General features: G+C 30.4%; 27 protein-coding genes. 1 reads left to right on the top strand and 26 read right to left on the bottom strand.

Features of this window, described 5'->3' with window-relative positions; all coding sequences use genetic code 11:
• Window position 1 precedes the first annotated feature (1 nt).
• The 4 genes from BLV37_RS00935 to BLV37_RS00920 all read right to left on the bottom strand — a co-directional run bounded on the left by BLV37_RS00935 (window position 2) and on the right by BLV37_RS00920 (window position 3,595).
• Window positions 2-1,174: a phosphopentomutase gene (locus tag BLV37_RS00935; protein WP_425287114.1), complete on the bottom strand. Its 1,173-nt coding sequence runs from the start codon at window positions 1,172-1,174 to the stop codon at window positions 2-4.
• A gap of 87 nt (window positions 1,175-1,261) precedes the next feature.
• Window positions 1,262-2,149, bottom strand: coding sequence for a site-specific tyrosine recombinase XerD (xerD, locus tag BLV37_RS00930; protein ID WP_091725962.1), 888 nt, complete (start codon window positions 2,147-2,149; stop codon window positions 1,262-1,264).
• 162 nt (window positions 2,150-2,311) lie between these two features.
• Window positions 2,312-2,941, bottom strand: coding sequence for a stage II sporulation protein M (gene spoIIM, locus BLV37_RS00925; RefSeq protein ID WP_176967812.1), 630 nt, complete (start codon window positions 2,939-2,941; stop codon window positions 2,312-2,314).
• Between the two features lie 105 nt (window positions 2,942-3,046).
• Window positions 3,047-3,595 carry an NUDIX hydrolase gene (locus tag BLV37_RS00920; protein WP_091725956.1) on the bottom strand — a complete coding sequence of 183 codons (549 nt, stop codon included), beginning with the start codon at window positions 3,593-3,595 and terminating at the stop codon, window positions 3,047-3,049.
• Between the two features lie 76 nt (window positions 3,596-3,671).
• On the opposite strand from BLV37_RS00920, the gene BLV37_RS14910 reads away from it, so the two are divergent.
• A complete protein-coding gene (locus BLV37_RS14910) occupies window positions 3,672-3,812 on the top strand; it encodes a hypothetical protein (RefSeq protein WP_176967811.1) in 141 nt (46 codons plus the stop codon).
• Here the strand turns inward: BLV37_RS14910 and BLV37_RS00915 are convergent.
• The 22 genes from BLV37_RS00915 to spoIIIAE all read right to left on the bottom strand — a co-directional run bounded on the left by BLV37_RS00915 (window position 3,787) and on the right by spoIIIAE (window position 24,087).
• Window positions 3,787-4,785, bottom strand: coding sequence for a DUF3866 family protein (locus BLV37_RS00915; RefSeq protein ID WP_280140099.1), 999 nt, complete (start codon window positions 4,783-4,785; stop codon window positions 3,787-3,789). The two genes, BLV37_RS14910 and BLV37_RS00915, sit on opposite strands and share 26 nt — an antisense overlap.
• 99 nt (window positions 4,786-4,884) lie before the next feature.
• Entirely contained in the window at window positions 4,885-5,697 is an 813-nt protein-coding gene (locus BLV37_RS00910) for an MraY family glycosyltransferase (RefSeq protein WP_208975162.1), read from the bottom strand.
• 7 nt (window positions 5,698-5,704) lie between these two features.
• Window positions 5,705-6,388, bottom strand: coding sequence for a glycosyltransferase family 2 protein (locus BLV37_RS00905; RefSeq protein WP_091725951.1), 684 nt, complete (start codon window positions 6,386-6,388; stop codon window positions 5,705-5,707).
• Between the two features lie 15 nt (window positions 6,389-6,403).
• Window positions 6,404-7,291, bottom strand: a complete 888-nt coding sequence (locus BLV37_RS00900) for a copper transporter (protein WP_091725948.1) — start codon at window positions 7,289-7,291, stop codon at window positions 6,404-6,406.
• A 4-nt stretch (window positions 7,292-7,295) separates the two neighbouring features.
• Complete coding sequence (steA, locus tag BLV37_RS00895; RefSeq protein WP_091725946.1) at window positions 7,296-8,423, bottom strand: putative cytokinetic ring protein SteA; 1,128 nt, start codon at window positions 8,421-8,423, stop codon at window positions 7,296-7,298.
• Window positions 8,424-8,632: 209 nt separating this feature from the next.
• Entirely contained in the window at window positions 8,633-9,439 is an 807-nt protein-coding gene (gene spo0A / locus BLV37_RS00890; RefSeq protein WP_091725942.1) for a sporulation transcription factor Spo0A, read from the bottom strand.
• A gap of 181 nt (window positions 9,440-9,620) precedes the next feature.
• A complete protein-coding gene (gene spoIVB, locus BLV37_RS00885) occupies window positions 9,621-10,925 on the bottom strand; it encodes a SpoIVB peptidase (RefSeq protein ID WP_208975167.1) in 1,305 nt (434 codons plus the stop codon).
• Window positions 10,926-11,151: 226 nt separating this feature from the next.
• Window positions 11,152-12,852, bottom strand: a complete 1,701-nt coding sequence (gene recN, locus BLV37_RS00880) for a DNA repair protein RecN (RefSeq protein WP_091725937.1) — start codon at window positions 12,850-12,852, stop codon at window positions 11,152-11,154.
• A 14-nt stretch (window positions 12,853-12,866) separates the two neighbouring features.
• On the bottom strand, window positions 12,867-13,319 hold the full coding sequence (locus tag BLV37_RS00875) for an arginine repressor (protein ID WP_091725935.1): 453 nt from the start codon (window positions 13,317-13,319) through the stop codon (window positions 12,867-12,869).
• A gap of 151 nt (window positions 13,320-13,470) precedes the next feature.
• A complete protein-coding gene (locus tag BLV37_RS00870; protein WP_091725933.1) occupies window positions 13,471-14,277 on the bottom strand; it encodes a TlyA family RNA methyltransferase in 807 nt (268 codons plus the stop codon).
• A gap of 16 nt (window positions 14,278-14,293) precedes the next feature.
• Window positions 14,294-16,162 carry a 1-deoxy-D-xylulose-5-phosphate synthase gene (gene dxs, locus BLV37_RS00865; protein WP_208975161.1) on the bottom strand — a complete coding sequence of 623 codons (1,869 nt, stop codon included), beginning with the start codon at window positions 16,160-16,162 and terminating at the stop codon, window positions 14,294-14,296.
• A 16-nt stretch (window positions 16,163-16,178) separates the two neighbouring features.
• Window positions 16,179-16,805 (bottom strand): CNNM domain-containing protein, encoded by a 627-nt coding sequence (locus BLV37_RS00860; protein ID WP_244270428.1) that lies wholly within the window; start codon window positions 16,803-16,805, stop codon window positions 16,179-16,181.
• Window positions 16,806-16,913: 108 nt separating this feature from the next.
• A complete protein-coding gene (locus BLV37_RS15385; protein ID WP_280140097.1) occupies window positions 16,914-17,048 on the bottom strand; it encodes a hypothetical protein in 135 nt (44 codons plus the stop codon).
• Window positions 17,049-17,570: 522 nt separating this feature from the next.
• On the bottom strand, window positions 17,571-18,464 hold the full coding sequence (locus BLV37_RS00855) for a polyprenyl synthetase family protein (RefSeq protein WP_091725927.1): 894 nt from the start codon (window positions 18,462-18,464) through the stop codon (window positions 17,571-17,573).
• 9 nt (window positions 18,465-18,473) lie between these two features.
• Window positions 18,474-18,713: an exodeoxyribonuclease VII small subunit gene (xseB, locus tag BLV37_RS00850; RefSeq protein ID WP_091725924.1), complete on the bottom strand. Its 240-nt coding sequence runs from the start codon at window positions 18,711-18,713 to the stop codon at window positions 18,474-18,476.
• Window positions 18,714-18,733: 20 nt separating this feature from the next.
• Entirely contained in the window at window positions 18,734-19,930 is a 1,197-nt protein-coding gene (xseA, locus tag BLV37_RS00845) for an exodeoxyribonuclease VII large subunit (RefSeq protein WP_091725922.1), read from the bottom strand.
• 84 nt (window positions 19,931-20,014) lie between these two features.
• Window positions 20,015-20,431: a transcription antitermination factor NusB gene (gene nusB / locus BLV37_RS00840; protein ID WP_091725919.1), complete on the bottom strand. Its 417-nt coding sequence runs from the start codon at window positions 20,429-20,431 to the stop codon at window positions 20,015-20,017.
• A 98-nt stretch (window positions 20,432-20,529) separates the two neighbouring features.
• On the bottom strand, window positions 20,530-20,913 hold the full coding sequence (locus BLV37_RS00835) for an Asp23/Gls24 family envelope stress response protein (RefSeq protein WP_091725916.1): 384 nt from the start codon (window positions 20,911-20,913) through the stop codon (window positions 20,530-20,532).
• Window positions 20,914-20,987: 74 nt separating this feature from the next.
• The gene (locus BLV37_RS00830; RefSeq protein WP_091725914.1) at window positions 20,988-21,650 is read right to left on the bottom strand and encodes a SpoIIIAH-like family protein; all 663 of its coding nucleotides are present in this window, start codon (window positions 21,648-21,650) and stop codon (window positions 20,988-20,990) included.
• A gap of 10 nt (window positions 21,651-21,660) precedes the next feature.
• A complete protein-coding gene (locus BLV37_RS00825) occupies window positions 21,661-22,248 on the bottom strand; it encodes a stage III sporulation protein AG (RefSeq protein WP_208975160.1) in 588 nt (195 codons plus the stop codon).
• Window positions 22,249-22,273: 25 nt separating this feature from the next.
• Entirely contained in the window at window positions 22,274-22,894 is a 621-nt protein-coding gene (gene spoIIIAF / locus BLV37_RS00820; protein ID WP_091725910.1) for a stage III sporulation protein AF, read from the bottom strand.
• A gap of 8 nt (window positions 22,895-22,902) precedes the next feature.
• Window positions 22,903-24,087, bottom strand: a complete 1,185-nt coding sequence (gene spoIIIAE, locus BLV37_RS00815; protein ID WP_091725907.1) for a stage III sporulation protein AE — start codon at window positions 24,085-24,087, stop codon at window positions 22,903-22,905.
• Window position 24,088: the final 1 nt, after the last annotated feature.

Genomic DNA, 24,088 nt, shown 5'->3' with positions numbered 1-24,088 from the left:
CCTAGTTTTTTAATATTAAACTTGCAAAACTTTCCCCATTATTTAATCCTTCTAAGCCTAATAAATTCATAATTGTAGCTCCAATATCTGCAAAGGTTTTTCTTGTCCCTAGATTAACTCCATTTTTAATCATTTTACCATAAATAAGAATAGGCACATACTCTCTTGAGTGATCAGTGCTTGCTGTAGTAGGGTCACATCCATGATCAGCAGTAATCATTAAAACTTCATCATCGCTCAAATTTTCTATTATTTCAGGAAGTCTATTATCAAACTCTTCTAGTGCCCTAGCATATCCTTCCGCATCATTTCTATGGCCATATTTCATATCAAAATCCACTAAATTAGTAAATATTAGTCCTTTTTTATGCTCCTTCATGAACTCTATAGTTTTATCTATTCCATCCATATTATCAGATGTATGAATACTCCTAGTTATTCCTTGTCCACTGTAGATATCTTCTATTTTCCCAACAGCCATTACTTCCATACCAGCTTCCTTTATGAAATCAAGCATGGTTTTATCAACTGGTTTTAATGAGAAATCTTTTCTATTCGAAGTTCTACTAAATGCACCTGGTCTTCCTATAAAAGGCCTAGCAATTACTCTTCCTACAGCATATTTATCTTTTAAAATTCCCCTAGCTATTTCACATATTTCATATAGCCTATTTATTGGTATTATATCTTCATGAGCAGCTATTTGAAAAACGCTATCAGCTGAAGTATAGATTATAGGATAACCTGTTTTCATATGCTCTTCACCTAATTCATCTATAATAACAGTACCTGAAGCCACCTTATTTCCTAATGTTTTAGTTCCTATAAGCATTTCATATTTTAATATTAATTCTTCTGGGAATCCATCTGGAAATGTAGGGAAAGGCTCTTTTAGTATAATACCTCCTATCTCCCAATGGCCTGTAGTGGTATCTTTACCTGCTGAACTCTCGGCTAGTCTTCCGTAGCTACCTATTATATTGTTTATAGAATCTAAGCCTTCAACACCCTCTATGGCTCCAAGACCAAGATTATTTAAATTATTTAGCTTTACGCCCTTTGTTTTTTTTATTATATTGCCTAAAGTATTGCTTCCCTCATCACCATATTTATTAGCATCTGGCAGTTCACCTATTCCAACGCTATCTAGTACAATTAAAGTTACATTATTTATCATAATATTTTCCTCCTCTCTTTCTTTTATTATACCCAAAGTTTAAATTTTTTTATATAAAAAATCAAACCCACCAACAAGGTGGGACTATGCTCTAGGATGTGCTTTTTTATATACTTCCTTAATCTTATTCTTAGTAATTAGGGTGTAAATTTGTGTAGTAGATATATCAGCATGTCCTAACATCTCCTGTACAGATTTTAAATCTGCTCCATTTTGTAGTAGATGTGCAGCAAATGAGTGCCTTAATGTATGTGGTGTAATATTTTTGTTTATTTTTGCTTGCTTTGTATATCCCCTCACAATTTTCCAAAATCCTTGTCTTGTAAGTCTTTTACCATGATAATTCACAAATAAAGATTTTTCTTCATTATCTTTTACAAGCTTACCTCTATGCTCCTTAATATATAAAGTCAAAATATCTACAGCCATTTTACCGATAGGAATAACCCTTTCATTTGATGTATCTTTGGAACTTAATATGTAATCCATGCTCAAATTTACATCATCTAGGTCTAATGATATTAACTCTGAGGCTCTAATTCCTGAAGCATATAATAGTTCAAGCATGGCCTTATCCCTAACTCCCTTTGTACATTTAATATCAGGTTGTTCAAGTAATATTTCAACTTCATCAGATGTTAATATACTTGGTAGCTTCTTTTCTTGTTTAGGAGATTGAAGGTTTATAGTAGGATCTTTTTTTATTATGCCTTCGTTTAAAACAAACTGATAGAAAGACCTTAAAGATGCAATATTTCGAGATACAGTAGAAACAGACTTACCTGTTTTTTGTAAATATATAAGGTATGTAAGTATTAAAGTTTTGTTTGCATCTGTAATACTCGATAATCCATTTTCCTTTGAGTACTTGTCAAACTGCTTTAAATCCCTAATATAAGATTCAATCGTATTATTTGATAGTTCTCTTTCTCTCTCAAGATAGCTATTAAACTTCATTATGTATAAGTCCATAGTATTTCCCCTTTATAATCTTAAGTATAGATATAATTCAACATATGTTTGTAAAATCCTTCATAATATTATTTTTTTTGCATCATCATAAATATATTTACTATTTTAATGAAATAATTATTCTACACAAGAAATCTCTTTTTATTTCATAACTTAATTTATTTATAGAACATAACCTAGTAATAGCTGCATAAAGGTTGGAGTTATATAAGCCTCAACCAAGCTCCCTATAAAGAGAAATAAAGAAAGAATAGAAGCATGAATTGAATACCTAGTTAGTTCAGAAAGAAAACTTGAATTTTTACCTATTCTCCGTTTACTAGTAATAATCTTTATAGCAAAATTAATAGACAATACAGATAATGCTATCATTCCAGGTATTACAAAAATATTTTGTGGTAGTATTGTTAATAAAGAAAATACAAAGCCTTTAAAGCCCAGTTCATTTATTAAAAAACCTACTGTGAATCCCACAATAAATCCTCTTAAAGCTATAATAACAAAAACTATAGGCGCCCCTATTACTGTTAGCCCTAATATCCAAACTAATATTATAGTTTGAATATTATTTAAAATTGATTGCTTTAATAAAATTAAACTATCTATTTTTTCTTGATTTAACACTTTGAAAAAAGAGTCTAAAAAACTGATAAGGCTTTGACTTTGATCCTTGCTTAAAACACTTATTGTTATAGCCCCTGCTGAAATACCAATCATTAGGGCTAGTACCAATAAAAAATATAGTATGAAGTTTTCTTTTACATCTTTGTAGATTATACCTTTTATTTTCAAAATACATATCCCCCTCATACAAGCTTATACAGATTAATATGCCTTTAGGGGAGATAATATTACATAACTATTTTTTTACATACTAGTAACATGTTTTATATAGTATTATTCTTTTTCATTAAATTTCAGCTTCTCATATGCCATTAAAATACCTATTATTGTTTTACCATCTTTTATTTCACCATTTTTTATCATCTCTAAAGCTTCATTTATGTTTATTCTTACAACATCTATGTATTCATCGTCTTCTGGAGTTGCTTCCCCATATATAATTCCTGTTGCAAGAAACAAATGCATTACTTCATTTGTAAAACCTGGTGATGTATAGTATTTAAATAAATACTCCATGTTTTCTGCACTATAGCCTGTCTCTTCTTTGAGTTCTCTGAGTGCACAATCTAAAGGCTCTTCATTAATCTCTAGTTTCCCTGCAGGTATTTCTAAGATTACTGATTCTGTAGCTTTACGGAATTGTTTTACAAAAATAATATCTCCATTATCAGTGATAGGTACTATTGCAACCGCCCCAGAAAGCTCTACGATTTCTCTTTTTGAATATTTCTTGTCGGGTAGTTCTACTGTATCTACCTTGACAGTTAGGATTTTACCTTCATATATTTTTTCGCTTTTCATTGTTTTTTCTTCATAAATCATATTGAGACCCTCCTTTATGGAATAAAAGTTTATAATATTCATATATTAAACTATATCAGATAAGGAGATGATATAGTTGATTAAAATAACCTTAAAAGATAAACTATTCTTTATCGGTAAGGCAGAAGAAGTTATTGAAGCCATTGATGATTTGCTAGTTTATTACGGAGAAAATGCAACATTAAAAGAAATCATTGATCATTCTCTAAAAACTTAATGCCTGCTTTAGCTACTGCACCCATAGTTAAAAAAAACGCTTCATCATCATGATAGCTTCTCCCCATTGTTTTTACATTAAGAGAGAAATAATTTAATGCATTTAAAACTTCACTGCCATTTTCATATATTATATTATGTTTTTTGTTAATATTGCTTTTTTCTAGCTGCAAACTAATTAATTTTTCATATTCCTTTTTTAAGATAGGAAATACTACATTAGTTCTAGTGCAAGCTATATTTTCTAAAATTGTAAGGGTATGATGGCTTATTCCCTTATGCCTATCTCTTGTATCGCTAAAGCTTATTCTAGGTATAGCAATGGATATACCTCCTAATTTATTTACAGCATCTATTATGCTGGCTTGCTCTATCCCACTAAAACCATATTGCGTGCCAGTTCCCACAATTCCTGGTCCCATAGTAATTATTGTAATATCGCTTTTAGCTACTAATTTTGCCGCTATTATGCCCGTATATATATTGACACATTCAATATCCCCGCCAAAGGCATGGCCTACAGTAATGGTAGTATCTAATAATTTTAGCTCCTTTAATTTTTTTACAGTTTGGCTGAAAGATAAAGGTAATGCGCCGGCATCTGTCATTATGTAAGTAATTTTTAAATTAGGTTCAATATACTTTAAAGACGCTATTATAGGAGCTAGCATGCTATGTAATGTTCCAACTATATATAGTGAGCTTTCTAAACTTTTAAAGCTTTTAAACGCCTCATGATATGGGCTCTCTTGTTCTTCAGCAGATAAAACCTTTAATTGGAAAGGCGTGTACCTAAGCTTCATAATATGGCCTGGATCATTTGGCATATTTTTTATTATATTGCTGCTATTATATATTACAAAGTGATATCCCCCAGTGCCAAGTTTTAGTTCTAAGGCTGTAGTATTTAATACTACTTTATCTCCAATATTAGCAGAGCCTGTAATATTATTATAGTTAACAGCTTTAGAAATCTCATCTTCTAATTTTACTCTAATCCAAGTAATATCTTCATATGATTGAAGTATTTCTGTTATAATTCCTTCTTTATATGATAACAGCTTAGTTACCCCCTATTTTCTTCCTAATTTATCAATATAACATAATACTTTATTATTATCAATAATATCTGTAAAGGAATAAAATTCTGAAATTATATGTATCATGATTAGGAAGGTTAAATATAATATTCTTGCTTCTAGAACCTGTGTTATTGTGCAAAATATTCCAAGGGTTATGCCAAGTATATTGGAGCCAACATCTCCCATCATAACTTTGGCTTTTAAGTCTTTAGGCAAGTATACTAAAATAATTCCAAGCAAAGATATTATTATATAATTATATCCTCCTGCTCTTGATGTAAATAAAAGAATTAAGGAAAGCAATACAAATACCTTACCTGCTCTTCCAGGCCTTAAATCAAAAATGTTAATTAAATTAGTAAATAACCCTATTATCGCAGTGTTAATAATTATTTGAACTAATCCTGTAGATATAAGAATAGAAATTAAAACACCAGATATGCCTCCTGCAATTAGCTTCAATCCTCCTGTAGTAAGCTTACGTTTCAAAAGTGATGATAAATGTCCCTTAAAGCCTTTTATTTTTTTTTCACCAATAATATCGTCTAATAAACCTACTATTCCAATGGAGAGTATTGAAATAATATATGCTAATGTAAAAACATCCATTGATTCCATATAAAATGAAACTATATAAATAGTAAATGTTTGAATAAATACAAAAACTAGACCCATCCCTATAGGAATTTGTTCTTTATTATAATTTAATTCGGTACAATTGTTATTTAGAAGCATATCATAGAACATAGGCATAACGATATAGGTCAAAACAGAACTGGATACAAATGATAATATACTTAACAACTACTTTTCACCTTCTAAATAATAATATTATTAAAGTAATTAATACATCTAAAAATTGTCTTCCTCTATGAATAAATCCTTTTAAGTTTCTTCCAGTTTCTCTATGTGTCATATCTACATCGACTTCCTTAATGGTAAAGCCTTTTCTTAATGCTTCAATTGTCATAGCTACTTCAATACCAAACCTACTAGGTATATAATCAATACTATCTATTACATTGCTTTTATAAACCCTTTGTCCTGACAATGTAGAAGTTATTTTTTTTCCAGTATAATAATAGACTCCTTTATTAGCTAGATTTTTTACTAGACCAAATCCGCCTTTTATTTTTGGGCTTTTAAATCTTGCGATTATGACATCAGCTTCACCATTTAAAGCTGGTATTAAAAGCTTAATTATCTCATGGCTAGTATTTCCTAAATCTCCATCTATCAATACTAAATAATCAAATCTTACCTTTTCAATTGCAGTATTAATTGCGTAACCTTTACCTCTATTTTTTTCTAATTCGATAGAAGTGACATCAAGCTTACTTATTTTTTCTCGTGTTTTATCTGTGGAACCATCATTTACAACTACGATCTCATCTATTAGCTTTATGTCTTTTATTTTTTTTACAGTATCTATAATAGAATTTTCTTCATTATAGACGGGTATTACTGCTACAATCCTAGGTTTAAAATTATGCATATACATCGCTCCTAGTTAATAAAAATTGTCTTTTGATAATTCTGGAACTAAGCTTTCTGCACTAGGTTTTACTCCATAATTGCCTGGTCTTCCATCAATGGCAAAAACAAATGCTACTTTCCCCAAAATACTATCTATATTATCTACTGATGAAATCCTATTATCTTTGTATTTCTCAATATATGAGATTTCAACTTCCTCTTTTTCTATCCCAATAATAGGCACTTCATTTTTTTTACAAATATCTATAATCCTCTTATCTATAGTTTCAAATCTTGAATAGTCCTTTCCTTTTCTTCCTCCAGCTATTACCATGTAATCTACTGGTGCAGCATAATTTGAAGTATAATCCACCAGGCCTTCTGCTGCAAGTATTTCTATTAAACCATTGTCTTCTCCCTTTATAATACCTTCAGTAATAAAGTCAATAACTTGCTTTACAATATCCTTTTCTGTCTTTTCAACACCTTTTGATTCTTTAAATATTCTATCTAGTACATCTAAATCAAGGCTAAAATTGTCCTTAATAGTAGTTATAGAAACTACTTCTGCTCCCGCTAACTCTATTGTCTGAACAATATTATTGTATATATAATCATCGCTTGTTTCAATAACAGCTATCTTTATGCCACTAAGCCTATCCTTGATTAGCTCCCCGTAAACAGCTCTATTAAATTCCACTAATTGTTCCTTTTCTTTTGTCACTCTTATTATTTCCTTCTTTACTGTTTCTGTTTCTTCTCTTAAATAATTAAAACTGTTTTCTAATTGTGAAACTATATCTTCTTTTTGTGACATCATTATATCTTGAGCATCAAACATAAAGCCTATATAAATACCTATGGCAAGTGCTAAGAATATGGAAACTACAGTTACTACATAGTATTTAATGTTACCCAACATTTATTTACCTCCTAAAGCCAAATAGTATGCGAAGTCTAATCTGAATAAGCTTAATTAACTCTTTCATTGGTGGAAACATAAGGGTTAAAACTATTATAGGAATAAGTGCTGCTATTCCTAATCCTACAACATATTTTGGTTTAAGACTACTTCTATAAAGCATATTAACCCCTTTTGCATCTACTAGCTTAGAGCCTACTTTGAGTCGAACTAAAAATGTGCTAGACATGCCACTTCTACCTTTTTCTAAAAAATCTATCATATTACTATGAGTTCCAACAGCTACTATTAAATCCACATTATTGTAGTAGGCTAATAAAAAAGCAATATCTTCACTTGTTCCTGCTGATGGAAAAATCTTCGCATCTAAGCCTAGAGCATTTACTCTTTGGAGTCCTGGTGCTCTCCCATCTGTATATGCGTGAACAATTATCTCTTTAGATAATCTTAAACACTTATCACTAACACTATCCATATCTCCAATTAATATGTCTGGAGTAAGACCAAATTCTAATAGTGCATCTCCACCCCCATCAACTCCTATCAGGACAGGTTTAACTTCACTTATATAGTTTTGAATAGCTAATAAATCTTTTTTATAATCTTTACCTCTTACAACAACTAAAACATGCCTTCCATTAATCTTTGTTTTAACTTTAGGGATATTACCCTTTTCAAGAACTAATTCTTTCTCTTTTTTTGCATACTCCAAAGTGTTTTCAATGAACTTATCTAATTCTTTTTCTATGTTGCTATATCCAATACTTAATAGCTCTTTTATTTTATTACTGTCTAATTCTTCAAAATTTCCAATAACCTTATCCTTATAAAGAATAAGGTTATTATTTATTTCAAGCTCTTCTCCTTCACATACGACATCAAATATCTCTTTGTTTTTGCTCTCCAATAATATTATTCCTGCATCTACTAATATTGAAGGTCCTTTATTAGGATATTTCCCACTAATTGATTTGTTTAAATTTAATACGCATTTTACCTTAGATTCAACTAGTGAGATGGCAGCTATTTCATCAATATCTTTATGATCAATAATTGCTATGTCTCCCGCTCTTAATCTTTTTACTAAGTTTTTAGTTTTTCTATCTTTTTTTAAATTTCCTTTAATATACATTGATATCCTCCAAGATATGAAGAAATCATTTTAAAATGCCTTATATTTATTTTATCCAACTTTACTATATGAATACTACTTGATAATATTTTATATTTAATGTTATCATTTATGATAACATCTGTTATGATATCTTAGGAATATAAAAATCTCTTTCTGTTTTATTACAAAAAGAGATTTTTTATTTCTTTTATTGGAAGAATTCTACTTTATGATATCTTTTGCTCAAGTCTTAATTTATCAGCTACCATTGCAATAAACTCCGAATTAGTAGGTTTTCCTTTGTCTGTGTTCACTGTATATCCAAATAGATTATTTATCGTATCTACTTTCCCTCTGCTCCATGCAACTTCTATTGCGTGTCTGATAGCTCTTTCAACTCTGCTTGGTGTTGTGTTGAACTGCTTAGCTATATTAGGATATAATTCCTTGGTAACTGCACTTAATAGTTCAATATTATCCACCACCATACTTATTGCTTCTCTTAAATATAAATATCCTTTTATATGTGCAGGAACTCCTATTTCGTGTATTATATTAGTTATTTTAGCTTCAAGACTTTTATTTGTGTTTGGTGTGTTAATAAGCCCGGTAGGAATTTCAATCTGCTTTCTTCTTTCAATAATAGCTGGCGTATTACCCGTAACTTGCCTTATTCTCTTCATAAAAATTTCAAAATTAAAAGGCTTTACAACATAATAATCAGCACCTAAATTAATAGCTCTTTGTGTAATTTTATCTTGTCCAACGGCTGATAGTATAATTACCTTAGGAAACTTTTCTAATTCTGTGGAGTGTAGCTTTTCTAGTACCCCCAATCCATCTAGATGAGGCATGATTATATCTAACACTAATACATCTGGCTTTTTTTGGTTTATTAATTCTAAAGCCTCTACTCCATCCTTTGCAATTCCAACTACCTCTACATCATCCTGTGTTGAAAAATATTCTTCTAAAATGCTACAAAAATCCTTGTTGTCATCAGCAATTAAAATACTAATCTTTTCATTTTTCATTTCGTTATACCCCCCGTAAACGATTTATCTATCTATAAAATTATAGATAATAAATTATTCGACAAAAGTAATAATTTTCCTTCTCACTTTTCATTTTTTTATTTTTTTTTCAAATATATGTTTTTTTTATCATAAATAAAAGAGATATGGAATAATTCCTTATCTCTTGTTATTTAATCTATTATTTAGTTTTTGCAAAATCAGCATTATTGTTTGTAATTATTCCTGCTTCTTTTAACATCCATTCAATATAGATTCCATAGCCTTTTGTTGGATCATTAACAAAAACATGTGTAACTGCTCCAACAATCTTTCCGTTTTGTAATATAGGACTTCCACTCATTCCTTGAACAATTCCACCAGTTTTTTCGATTAATCTATCGTCTGTTATTTTAATGATCATACTCTTTGATTGTGGAACATTCTGTCTCTCTAATTTAATTATTTCAACCTCGTATTTATCTACCCTATCTCCTTCAACATTTGCAAGTATATGAGCTTTGCCAATCCTTACTTCGCTTTGAGTTCCTATGGGTAACGGGGTTTTTTGATTCGTTAAATTTTCATCATGAATTGTGCCATATATTCCAAAGTTGGTATTATTTTCGATTTTTCCTAAAACATCTTTTGTTTCAAAAAATATACCTCTTAGCTCACCTGGACTACCTTTTTTGCCATGTTCTATTGAAGATACTTTAGCCCTCATTATTTCTCCGTTTTCTACCTTCATTAAGGTTCCTGTGTCAATATCTGTTATAGCATGACCGAGAGCACCAAATTTCATAGAATTTGGCTCGAGAAAAGTTAATGTTCCTATTCCAGCAGTCTTATCTCTAACCCATATTCCTAATCTATAGCTATTGTCTTGCTTACTTTTTACTGGAATAACTTCTGTATGATATACTATATTGTTTCTTTCAATTTGAATACTAATTTTTTTGTCTTTGATACTATTTAAAATATGGATTACATGATCAGCATTTTCAACTTTAATTCCATCTATCATAGTAATAGAATCGCCAACTCTGATGCCAGCATTTTTGGCAGGATTATATATTTTGCCATCTATGCCTGATATCTCAGATGTAGCTACTACTAATACTCCTTTAGTGTTTAGTTTAACTCCTATAGCTTCTCCGCCAGGTATTATATGAACATTTTCAACTACATTTACCCTTACATGTTTTATAGGAAAAATACCTAATAATTTTAGTTTTATGTCTGCTATTCCATTATTAGTTGATTCTAGCTTATAGGAGTTTCTCAATGCAATATTTGATTTTTCTTTATTATTATCAATTTTTACTATATTGATAGAGTCTTCCATTAATTCTAAAGAAAATGGGAAGAAAAAACTTAAATCTTTACTATCACCTTTCATTATATCTATTTGAGAAGGAAACCTAACAATATTTAATATTTGAATTGAATATACTATTAAGGTTAGGAGCAAAGCAAAAAATATAAACTTTCTATATCTAGACATATTACGCAAAAAATCACTCTCCTATTAACCTATGTCTTTAGCTTCACCTCCAAAAAACACTAGTCTTCATTAATTTTGAAGACTAAAATGAAATTATAGATTCTTTAAGATTAATGTAGCCTTTTTACGTAATATTTATGCGGTACAATTATTTATTAAACTGTTAAGTAAAATCACAATTTCCGTATTATAGATTACTGAACAAAAAAGCACCTAATTAATAAAATTAGATGCTTCCTTTTATTTTTTTTGACATTTCGATCATCTCTTTAGCATGTTTTTTGGTAGTTTCTGTAAGGTTGACTCCTCCTAACAATCTAGAAAGCTCTTCAATTCTTTCATTATAGTCAAGCTTGTTAATATGTGTGATAGCTTTATTTTTTTCAATTTTTTTGTCAATTAGATAATGACTGTCCGCAAGAGCAGCAATCTGCGGTAAATGAGTTATACATATAATTTGATGTGTATTTGAAATTTTAGCTATTTTTTCTCCTACTATTTGGGCTGTTCTACCACTTATTCCAGAATCAATTTCATCAAATATTAATGTGGGGATTTCATCTCTCTCAGCTAAAATACTCTTAAAGCCAAGCATAATCCTTGACATTTCACCACCAGAAACTATTTTAGATAAAGGCTTTAATGGTTCATTTGGATTTGTAGATATCATAAACTCAATTCTATCAATACCATTTGGTGTAAATTGCTCAAGCTTTTCGAGCTTAACCTTAAATTTAACTTTAGGCATATTTAATTCGCTAAGCTCTTTTATTATTGCTGATTCAAACTTACTAGATATGCTTGTCCTTTCTAAGGTTAGCTCTTCGCATAAAGTATTTAAATAATTTTCATGTTTCTGTATCTTATTTGTTATTTCTCTTATTTCTTCTTCACAGTTCAATAATTCTTCTAATTCATTACTGATTTCATCACGATATTTCAAAACCTTATCTATTGTATTACCGTACTTTCGTTTAATTTTATTTATTAAGTCTAGTCTATCTTCAATGATTTTAATTTTTTCTGGATTGTACTCTACTGTTTCGTTATAATGCCTTATATCTCTAGTTACATCTTGAAGTTGATAAATAACCGATTCAATTGTATTAGAAAAATTAGAAATATCAGTACTAATTTTAGATAATCTATTTAAGCTTACATAAATATTGTTTAGCTGATCTAAAATAGGTTTGTTCCCATGATAATCCGAATCTAATATTGTAATAGATTCAGTTAAGGACTTTACAATGTTTTCAGCATTTGATAAGATGTTATATTCTGATAATAATAGTTCATCCTCTCCATCTTTAAGACTAGCATCATCAATTTCTTCTATTTGAAATTTTAATAAATCTATTTTTCTTTCTTTCTCCATTTCGTTTTGGCATAAAGACTTTAGTTTGCTTTTTAAGGAACGTATTATTTCATATTCACTTTTAACTTTTCCTTTAATATTAATAATTTTTTCATCACCTAATGAATCAATGAAATCACAATGCTTATCACTTTTTAAAAGAGATTGATGATCATGTTGTCCGTGTATGTCTATTAACTTACTAGTTATGTTGTTTAACATGCTTAAGGTGACAGTCCTTCCATTTACCCTAGAGGTGCTTCTTCCAGTATCAAATATTTCTCTTGTAAGAAGTAAAGTGTTATCAGCTTCTTTTTGTATACCGTATACATCTAGTATCTCATATATATAGTGTGGAGTTTCTAAACAAAACAAGGCTTCAATTGATGCTTTTTCACATCCAGTAGGCACAAAATCTTTGTCCGCTCTTCCACCTAATACTAAAGATATAGCATCTATAACTATAGATTTTCCTGCACCCGTCTCTCCAGTTAATACATTTAAACCTTTTGTGAAATCAACTCTCAAGTTATCAATAATTGCAAAATTTTCAATATTGATTTCGAGGAGCATATTCTAACCTCCTATTAATTAAGCAATTTTTGAAATGTTTCTCGTATATCATTAATTTTATTAATATCACTTACTGCAATGAATATAGTATCATCACCAGCAATAGTTCCTGCTATTTCGTCTAAACCTAAAGAATCTACAGCAGAACCACATATTTGAGCAGCTCCTGGTAAAGTTTTTATAACTAGTAAATGTCCTGCAATATTTATAGATACTATAGAATTCTTAAATATTTTAATTAATCTGTCTGTTGTACTCTCTACATTTTGTCCCATTGCTGCATATTTGTATTTACCACTTTTAGCAAGCACCTTAATAAGTCTTAATTCTCTAATGTCTCTTGATACAGTAGCTTGAGTAACATCAATGCCTAGTTTTTTTAAATAATCAGCTAATTCTTCTTGAGTTTCTATTTCATTGTTTTCAATTAATTCCAGTATCTTAGATTGCCTAGCATATTTTTTCAAATAATCTGCCCCCTTTTTCTATGGTGTTGAAAAACCTAATATAAAAGGTGTTATAGCTATTATATCAAATGAAAAATCAAAAAAATAGACAAAAATACTCTTAAATCCAATAAATGGGTTGTCATAAAAATCAAATATATTGTATATGTATTTATAGTTCCTCATGAGATTCATTTACTACGATTTCAGTATGCTTATCAATATCAAAAATATCCCTGTTATCTTTAACAAGGTGTGCTAAATACTCCCTATTGCCTTCTGCCCCCTTAACAGGAGAATATGTTAAAGCAGTAAAATTCAGATCTATTGAGCGACAAAAATTATATATGTCTTTAATAACCTCTTTATGTATATTAATATCCTTCACTACTCCCCTTTTACCAACCTTTTCTCTACCAGCTTCGAATTGTGGTTTAATTAAGGCTATAATATCTACATTATCTGTAGTAAGCTCCTTAATCTTTGGCAAAACAAGCTTCAAGGATATAAATGATACATCTATACTTACAAAGTCAGCTAATTCTCCAATGTCCTCATTTATTACATGTCTAATATTTGTTCTATCCATTACAATTACCCGTTCATCCTTTTGAAGCTCCCATGCTAATTGTCCATATCCAACATCAATAGCATATACTCTCTTTGCACCATTTTTGAGCATACAATCTGTAAATCCTCCAGTTGAAGCACCTATATCTAGTGCAATTCTACCATTAATATCTAAGGAAAACTTGTCTATAGCTTTTTCAAGCTTCAAGCCTCCTCTACTAACATAAGGAATAGGATTTCCTTTCACAATAATATTACTATTTACGGGTACCTTAGTTCCAGATTTATCTACTCTTTCATCATCAATATATACTAAGCCAGCTAAAATATATTTCTTTGCTTTTTCTCTACTATCTACCATATTATTATTAACAAGTAAAATATCTATTCTTTCTTTTTCAATTTTCATTTAATCGCTCCTGAACCTATTTGATTTTCTCTGATATTCTATTTAATATTCCCTCTACATCCATATTGTATTGTTTAAATAATAAATTAACTTTTCCATGCTCAATAAATATGTCTGGTAAAGCAATATTCAATATTTCTCCCCTATAGTTGCTTTGTACTAATATATCATTTATTAAACTTCCAAAGCCTCCAGTTTTTACATTGTCCTCTAGGGTAACAATTAGAGAGTGTTCATTAGAAACCTTTTTAATCAAATCTTCATCTAAAGGTTTTACAAATCTACCATTAATTAATGTAACACTTCTTCCTTGTCTTTTTAGCTCTTCTGTAACCTTGTAAGCTTTTTCAACCATTCCACCAATGGCAATTATAGCTATATCTTTGCCTTTTACTAGCACTTCTGATTTCCCAAGTTCTATATCTGTTCTATTATTTTCTTCAATATAATCATAGCAGTTTCCTCTTGGATACCTTATAGCTAATGGTCCATTATAGTCTTTACTAAACTCTAACATTTGTATAAACTCCGATTTATCTCTTGGAGCCATTATTGTAATATTCGGTATGTGAGATAAATAAGATAAATCAAATACTCCATGGTGAGTTTCTCCATCATCTCCTACTAATCCAGCTCTATCTATGGCAAAAACAACAGGAAGATTTTGGATGCATACATCATGAAGAACTTGATCGTATCCCCTTTGTAAAAATGTTGAATATACTACAAAATAGGGTTTTAGATTATTAGATGCCAATCCAGCTGCTAAAGTTACACCATGTTGTTCTGCAATCCCAACATCAAAAAATCTATCTTTGTGTATTTCTTTATACTTACTCAAGCCAGTACCTTCAGGCATTGCAGCAGTAATAGCTACTATTCTATTATCCTTATTTGCCATGTTAATTAATGTGTCTCCTAGTATATCGGAATAAGAAGGTTCAATAGATATGTTAATAGGCTTACCTGTGTCAATATTGAAAGGAGACGAACCATGAAATTTATCAGGATGCTCCTCTGCTGGTTTATATCCCTTTCCTTTCTTAGTAATAACATGAACTAAAACTGGACCTTTAACTTTTTTTGCCCTTTCTAATTCGCGAATCATATCATTAATGTTATGTCCATCTATAGGTCCTAAATACTTAAATCCAAGTTCTTCAAAAAACATACCGGGAACAAGAAAATATTTAATGCTATCCTTTGCCCTTTCTGCAGTTTTAAAAACTTGTTTCCCAATACCAGGTATGCTGTTAAGTATCGCTTCAACATCTTCTTTTACTTTAAAATATGTGGGAGCAGTTCTTATTCTATTTAAGTATTGAGATAGACCACCAACATTCTGAGAAATAGACATTTCATTGTCATTTAATACTACTATTAAATCAGTCCCTGTATCTCCAGCATGATTTAAAGCTTCAAAAGCCATACCTGCAGTCATAGCACCATCGCCTATTACACTGATTACATTATGCTTTTCGCCTATAATATCTCTTGACAAAGCATATCCTAAAGCAGCAGAAATTGATGTAGAGCTATGCCCTGTTTCAAATATATCATATTTGCTTTCCTTTCTCTTAGGAAAGCCACTAATCCCCTTATGCGTTCTTATAGTATGAAAGCTCTCTTTTCTTCCAGTCAATATCTTGTGTACATAAGACTGATGCCCAACATCCCAAATTATTTTATCCAAATCACCATTAAAAACCTTATGCAGAGCAATTGTTAATTCAACTACACCAAGATTTGAAGCTAAATGTCCTCCATTTTTAGATACTACTTCTATAATCAATTCTCTAATATTTTCAGCAAGAGTATTTAGTTCTTCCATATTCATAGCCTTCAAGTCTTTAAGATCGCTATATCTCGAAAGAATATTCTCCAATGTATTCAACCTACTTTCATTTGTTTTTATTGTTTTTTTGCTCAGGTAATATATTTATTCTAAGTTTTATATCTAATATCATTACAAATTTTGCAGTAAAAAATATAATATTATCGGATTTTTTAAGTGCTATTTCCTTACCAATAGCTTTACCTCCAACTGTAAGAGACGCTATAAGTCCACTCATTATTACACTTAATATAGCCCCCTTAGTAAGTCCATATTCACTCACTAATTTCATAACAATTATTGTTCCTGCAGCACCACTAACTATTCCACTTATATCTCCAATTACGTCATTACAAAAGTTAGAAACTCGTCCTGCGTTTTTTACAAGTTTTACAGCATATTTAGCCTCTTTGATTTTGTTAGCTGCCATAGAATGAAAGGTTTTTTCATCAGAAGCTGTTACTGCAATTCCAATTATATCAAAAAATACTCCAAATATGATAACAAATATTAGGCAAATGAATGCAAAAAAAATATTAAAGTTTCTCAATATTACCTCAGATATTAAGCTTACACCTATTGCTAAGACGAAAGTCCATAGTGTAATAATAAGTACCCATTTTCTATTGCTTTTTTTCACTTTATTATTATTTGTTCTTTTATTCTTATTTAATTTCATATTTTTGTGAGACAAAGCCTAACCTCCAATTTCTACAATAAATATGTATAGAAATAATGCTGATAGCCATAAGCTATCAGCATTTGAGTGGTAGTATATTAAGTAAATTTTACGGCTTAAGGTCTAGCAGGATTTCCCAGATGAAAACTGTCCGTCGCCAGTCCAGCGGTTTCCCTTTAATCTCATCTCTATATCGTCGCCAAAAATAGGGCTAGATTGCCACTTAGTCCGCACTGTAATCCTAAATATACTTCTCATCCATGAGAACAGTCTAGGAGATTTCCTCTACAGCCATACTAATTTCTAGCCTCTTTTGCAAAATAGGTTTCGATGACAAAGCCTTTCTTCCATGGGCCCATGGATTCTAAAGCCACAACCATGTTCCGCCTATTTCACTCAAGGCAGGCTACGCTGCAAGTAGCTTGCACCACAATGCAGGTTTATCCCGTTAATAGTTTGTACGAGTCTCCACGAGAGTAGGGTCAACGCCTGCATGCCATTGCAGATCGCCCCATCCCCCTTACTCCCAGAAACGACTCCCAACTGGGCGTCAGCAGCCGAAACCAGGAACTTCATCGATGTGCCCTTTGACGGATTTTTAGCCCCGCCTTCAAAATTAGTTGTACTGACTAGAATACTGCACCACTCTCAGACTTAAATTATTATAACATAGCCCATATTTTATTTCAAATAATTTGAAAATCGAGTTTTTATCATATTTCACAGAAATACAACAATATTGTTTGCATATTAACTCTATATATTGTTTGCTTAACTTATCTAGCTTTCTCTATGGACTAGATAGCTAGCAAGCTCCTTGAAGAATCTTACTCTTTCTTTGTCAAAAATGGATAATGATTCTATAGCTTCATTATATAGGCTTTGAATTTTAATAATTGCATTATCCATTCCAAATAAACTTAAGTAGGTTAGCTTGTGGTTAATCTCATCGCTTCCAGTGTTTTTCCCTAAAAGACTTTTATCTCCTACTTTATCTAAAATATCATCTCTGATTTGATAGCACAAGCCTATTGACCGTCCATATTCTCTAAGATGCTCTATCTGTTCTTCATTAGCTCCAGCAACCATAGCACCTGAAACTATGGAAGCCTCTATCAATGCAGATGTTTTATTATTGTGTATAAACATTAGCCTTTCTTCATTAAAGGATTTTTCATTAGTTTTGATATCTACTGTCTGTCCTCCTATCATGCCAAATACACCTGCAGCTTTACCTACCTCTTTTATTGCTAGTATATATTTCACATAATCACGAGAGTTCAAAGGAATAGTGTTTAGCATGGTTTCATATGCAAGATTCAACAGTCCATCTCCAGCTAATATAGCAATGTCCTCACCAAAAACCTTGTGGTTTGTTGGCTTCCCTCTCCTAAAGTCGTCATTATCCATTGCTGGCAAGTCATCGTGTATTAATGAATATGTATGTATCATTTCAATTCCTAGTGCTATTTGCATAGCATCCTCATAGCTGCCAGAAATTAATTCACTTGTTTTTAATGTTAGAACAGGTCTTAGTCTTTTGCCTCCAGCAAATATGCTATAGCACATGGCTTCAAAAATATGTTTCTGCGGAAAATCTTCCTTAGGCATAACCTTCTCAAGCTCTAGGTCAACTATTCTTTTGTACTTACTTAATTCATCTAAAATATTCATAAGTTCCTCCTATGAATTCACATTGAAATCCATTTCTTCAATATTATCATTGCCATTATCTAAAATAATTTTAACTTCTCCCTCTATATTATTTAAAATATCATAGCAATGCTTATATAATTCCACACCTTTTTTAAACTCAGTTAATGATTCCTCTAAGCTCAGTTCTCCATTTTCAAGCAAGGATACAATGCTTTCTAATTCTAATATAGCTTCTTCATAGGAAAGTTTTTGTTTTTTCTTAGCCATGCTAACACCAACCCTCTTATTTATTTTCTTATAACCTTTATTTCAACTTCACCGTCATGAAAAATTAAGCTTAATATATCTCCAGTTGAGATTTCTTCAACTGATTTTATTATTTTTCCAGTTACATCAGTTGCTAGAGAATATCCCCTGCTTAAAATTGCCAAAGGACTAAGTGCATCTAGCTTAGTACTTAGAAAATCAATTTTTTTTCTCTCTCTATCTTTTCTTCCATCAAATATTCTTATAAGGTCTTTTAATGTATTATCTAATCCTTGCTTGCTATCATTTAATATCTTAATTGGATTATTCATCATGAATTTACCATTTACATTTTTAAGTTTGCTTTTATTTGTATCTATGTAGATACCATATTGCTTAATCAAGCTATTAAGAATAGAGCTTAACCTAAAATTCAATTCCTCAATTTGAGGTACTGCAATTTCTCCAGCAACAGAAGGTGTTGGAGCTCTCATATCTGCAACGAAATCTGCAATTGTAAAATCAGTTTCATGTCCAACAGCTGAAATTATTGGAATGTTTGATTTATATATTTCTCTAGCAACACTCTCATGGTTAAAAGCCCATAGTTCCTCAATACTGCCTCCACCTCTACCTACTATTATTGTGTCTATATCCTCTCTAGTATTAAAATATTTTATTGCTTCACAAATATCCTTAGGAGCTTTCTCACCTTGAACTAATACTGGATATATAATTATACTAACTGAAGGCATTCTTCTATTGATTACTGATATTATATCTCTAATTGCAGCTCCCTTAGGTGAAGTAACAACACCAACTTTATTGGGCAAAAATGATAGAGGTTTTTTATTTTCACTTTGAAACAATCCTTCTATTTGAAGCTTTTTCTTAAGCTTTTCAAAAGCTTCAAATAATTCTCCTACACCTTTTTTCTCTATATTCCTTACATATATTTGATATACACCATCTCTTTCATATACAGATATATATCCACGAATAGTAACATGCATACCATCTTCTATAATTAAGGGCAGTTTATTATTCATATCATTAAAATAAACACACTTTATTTTGCTCTTATCATCTTTAAGAGTAAAATAAGTATTCCCATTATTGTACTCCTTGAAGTTAGATATTTCTCCTTCTACAGCTATATTATATAATATAGGGTCGCTAGATAGTATTCTCTTAATATATTGATTTATTTCACTCACCTTAAAAGGCTTTAGTTCCATTTTAAATCCTCCAGATTTCATATATAACAAAAGCCTGTCCTTGTGATGCTTTTACAACAGGCAATGTAGGATATATTACTAGATTTATAACTTATTTATATGCTCCATATCTCTTACAAATGAACCTAATAAGCCATTAATAAATTTACTCGATTCATTTGTGCTATACTTTTTGCTTATATTAATGGCCTCATTTATGGAAACCTCAACTGGTATATCTTTTCTATGGAGTATTTCATTTATTGCTATTCGCAATATGGATAAATCCACCTTTGGTATTCTATTTAATTTCCAGCCCTGAGCATATTTTTCAATATTTTCATCTATAATCTTAATATTTTCATTCAACTGATTTACGGTTTGCAATATGTACTCCTTCTCGTCATCTTCAAAGCTATTGTTTTCAAAAAAAATATTTAAAGCATCAGAAGAAAAATCATTATTTAACTCCATCTGAAACAATATCTTCATTGCAGATTCTCTTGCCAGACTTCTTCCCATAGTTGACCTCCTAGTTACTTTTGTATTTAATTATTACTTTTAGTCAAATTAACCCTCTGATTGTTCAGAGGGTTTTTCTTAATTATTAACTATAAAGATTATTCTTCCTTCTGTTCCTTTTCAATATTCACGCCTTGGATATTAATGTTTACCTCAACTACATTTAATCCAGTCATAGTTTCAATAGCACTCTTAACGCTCTCTTGTATATTCCAAGCTACCTCAGGTATTTTTGCTCCATACTCTACTATTATATATAAACTAACGATAGCTTCTTTATTTTCTACTTCAACTTTAACTCCTTTAGAGAAGTTCTTTCTTCCTAATATTTCAGATAGCCCACCAGCTATTCCACCACTCATGCCTGCTACTCCTTTAACTTCTGTAGCTGCTAAGCTAGCTATGATGCCTACTACTTCATCGGATATCTTTATTTGTCCATAGTCAGCTATTTCATCAATATTTCCTTTGTTGTTTGACAAGCATTTCACCCCCTGCTATACTTTAGACTTCACATAGTTATTATACCAAAACATAATAAGATTTACAAACACTACTAAAACTTTTTCATAATTTTAATATTGGAGGCATCTATACTAGTTTCATTTCTCACTATCTCAAATATTTTAGCTACATCTTGTTCAGTTAATTCATTAATTGAAACAACTACTCTTACACTATCATCGCTTAAAAACACAAGCACATCTTCATATCCCTTTGCCTTTATTAGCCCTTCTAGACTAAGTTCTAGTTCTGCAACTTGTCCTATTGATATTATTTCATTTTGTGCTTTAGTCCTTACTTCATCATTAGTGTTCTCATTATTTATTATTTCATACAATCTATCAATTAAAGTAGCTCTTAACTTATCCCTTGAAAGTCGATATTCAGTAAAGTAATTACGATTTTTTGTGCTTACTTCCTCAGCTATTACATCTTCAATATCGTGGTCTGTTTGCTTCTTTAAGTTGTCTATTGTATTATCTCTACTATCTACAATATCAATCGAGTCACTGTTGTCAGTATTTTCATTAGATGTTTCTTTTAAATCTTCATTTACAGTTTTACTAAGCTCCATAATTTCCTCTTCTTCATACTGCCTATAATCATTTGAAGATGGTAACAATGATTTTTTGGTCAGCTCATGATTTAAATATCCAACTACTAATAATAGACATATAAGAGAAATAATCGTAATTGTTTTTTTCTTAATATACATATAACCCCTCCTAATTGCTAGAATATATCTCTACTCTATTTCCCGAAACACCTAGTACTGTCTTTACTGCTGAATATAACTTTTCTTTTATCTCTAAATCCTCAGCGCCTTCAGCAACAACGATAACACCCCTAATTTTAGGCTTTGTTTCTTTTATTACCATTAATGAGCTATTGCTATTTCCTAATATAATTTGCTTTGTAGAATCTTCCCTTGTTATCTCTCTAATACCTCCCTGTGCATCTTTTTCATCTGTTTTTTCAACTATTTGAGTAGTGTTAAATGCTGGCACTTTTTCAGAGGTTTCCTCAAAGGTTATCATAACGTCAACCTGTCCTACGCCCTTTATCTTTTCCAAAATTTGCTCAAGTTTTGCTTCTAAAATACTAGCCTCATCTTCTATTTGATTAAATTCGTTTTGAACTTTTGATTCATATCCCCTTTCATTTAAAAGTAATTTATCTGGTTCCTGTTTATCTGATAATATAAAATTAGATAATAACAAAATAACCGCTCCTGCAAGAATCAAAATTATCAAATTCCATGTAGTCTTTTTTTGATTTTTAACACTAAATAGTTCTTTTAATTTTTCCAGCATTTTTTTCATCTCCCTTATTTGGACATTAAGTTTTTAATATCACAACTACTTTTTCTTTAGGTAATTTATAATGGGATGAAATAGAATTAATCATTTTTTCAAATCCTGGCGAACTAGTTTTATTGATAACTATTGAATTTTTTCTATCCTTATTTACTACTATCTCTTCTATTTCATTGATTTTTATAGACATATTTTTAGGCTCTTCACCTGTAATCTGCTCTAGATATACTTCTATTCCAGTAATTTCTCCAAAGTTATCGAGTTTAGAATTCTCCTCAATCGAAATATTTACTTCAACAATTTTATAACCTTCATCTAACTCTATAAAATCTGTAATTTCTCTTTTTAGCTTATTTTTATACATTTCAACAATATTCTGATTCTGTGCTTCAACATACTTTAAATCCTTATCACTATACATATTATTTTGTTTGCTAATATTTAAGAAAACTTCCCTTTCTATATCTATATCATTAGCCATAAATTTTATGATTGGATTTATCAAAACTATTATTATTAATAGACCAAGAACCATATTAACATATCTTTTCATACTACTTTTAGGAAGCATAATTTCTATAAAAGCAACAAAAAAAATGATTACCACTATGTTTATAACCCAGTTTTTTAAGATTTCAATCATATTTCCTCCTACCTTAGCATTGCAGTTGCATTTCCAGCTCCAATAATAATAGTCACTGCAATGAAAAACATAACTCCTACTGATGTAACAATCGCAAGTAACATTACTAAGGATTTACTTATTTCGCTTAAGCAATCAACTATTCTACTATTTGTCATAGGCTCTATTAATGCCCCTGCAATTTTATATATCAATATTAACGAAAGTATTTTTATAATAGGTATAATACAAATTAGAAATAAAGAGATCATGCCAATAGCACCAACTGCATTCTTTAGCACTACAGAACAACCTACTACAGTTTCCATAATATCCGAAAGGAATTTACCAACTATTGGTACAAACTTATCTACCGCAAATTTAGCTGTTCTTATAGTTACTCCATCTACTTTTGAAGCTGTTGCTCCTTGTATTGAAATAATACCTATAAAAATGGTTAAGGATATTCCCATTATTCCTACAGAGATTTGTCTAATAAGGCTTGATATCTTAGTTATCTGAATTCTCGAAGAAATTTTGCATATAATTCCAATAATAGTAGAATATAAAACAAGGGGCAGTATACCATCTCTTATTAGCGTACTTATAATGCTTAATGTTCCTAATATTATAGGTTTAAATAAAGAAGAGGATGTAATCCCACCTACTGCTACAAGCAATACTAATAGTATTGGTAAAAGAGTCTGCATTAAAATAACCATATTGTTAATTGCATTCCAAGTTATCTGCATTGCTATTACAAAGCTTTTAATTGATAATGATATAAGAATTATGTAGCAAACATAAAATGCAATCTCTCCAACTGTATCTTTCTCAAAGGCACTTTGTAGATTAGTTAGTACAGAGCATATAATGCTAAGAATCAATAGCTTGGCCAGTAGTTCAGAATTGGCAACAACTTCTCTAAATATTAGCTTGAAGATACCAGTAATAATTTTCTCTTCATCAAAGACCTTTTCTCCCTTTATAAGAGAAGTTATCACTTTACTAAAATCTATTTTAAAAAACATCTCCTCTGTATTGCTGCTAATATCATTTACTAGGTTTTCAAGCTGATCCACATTTAAGCTTTCTAATTGTTTTTGAATTAATCCTTCTAAACTTAAACTATTATCATCTTCTGTAATTGCCTTATTTGGTAAAAGTAATACCATTAATATTAACAAGACTAAGCTTACTATTTTTTTTTTCATA

It is taken from the genome of Proteiniborus ethanoligenes, assembly GCF_900107485.1.
GTDB lineage: Bacteria > Bacillota > Clostridia > Tissierellales > Proteiniboraceae > Proteiniborus > Proteiniborus ethanoligenes.
This window is presented reverse-complemented; position numbering and strand designations above follow the sequence as displayed.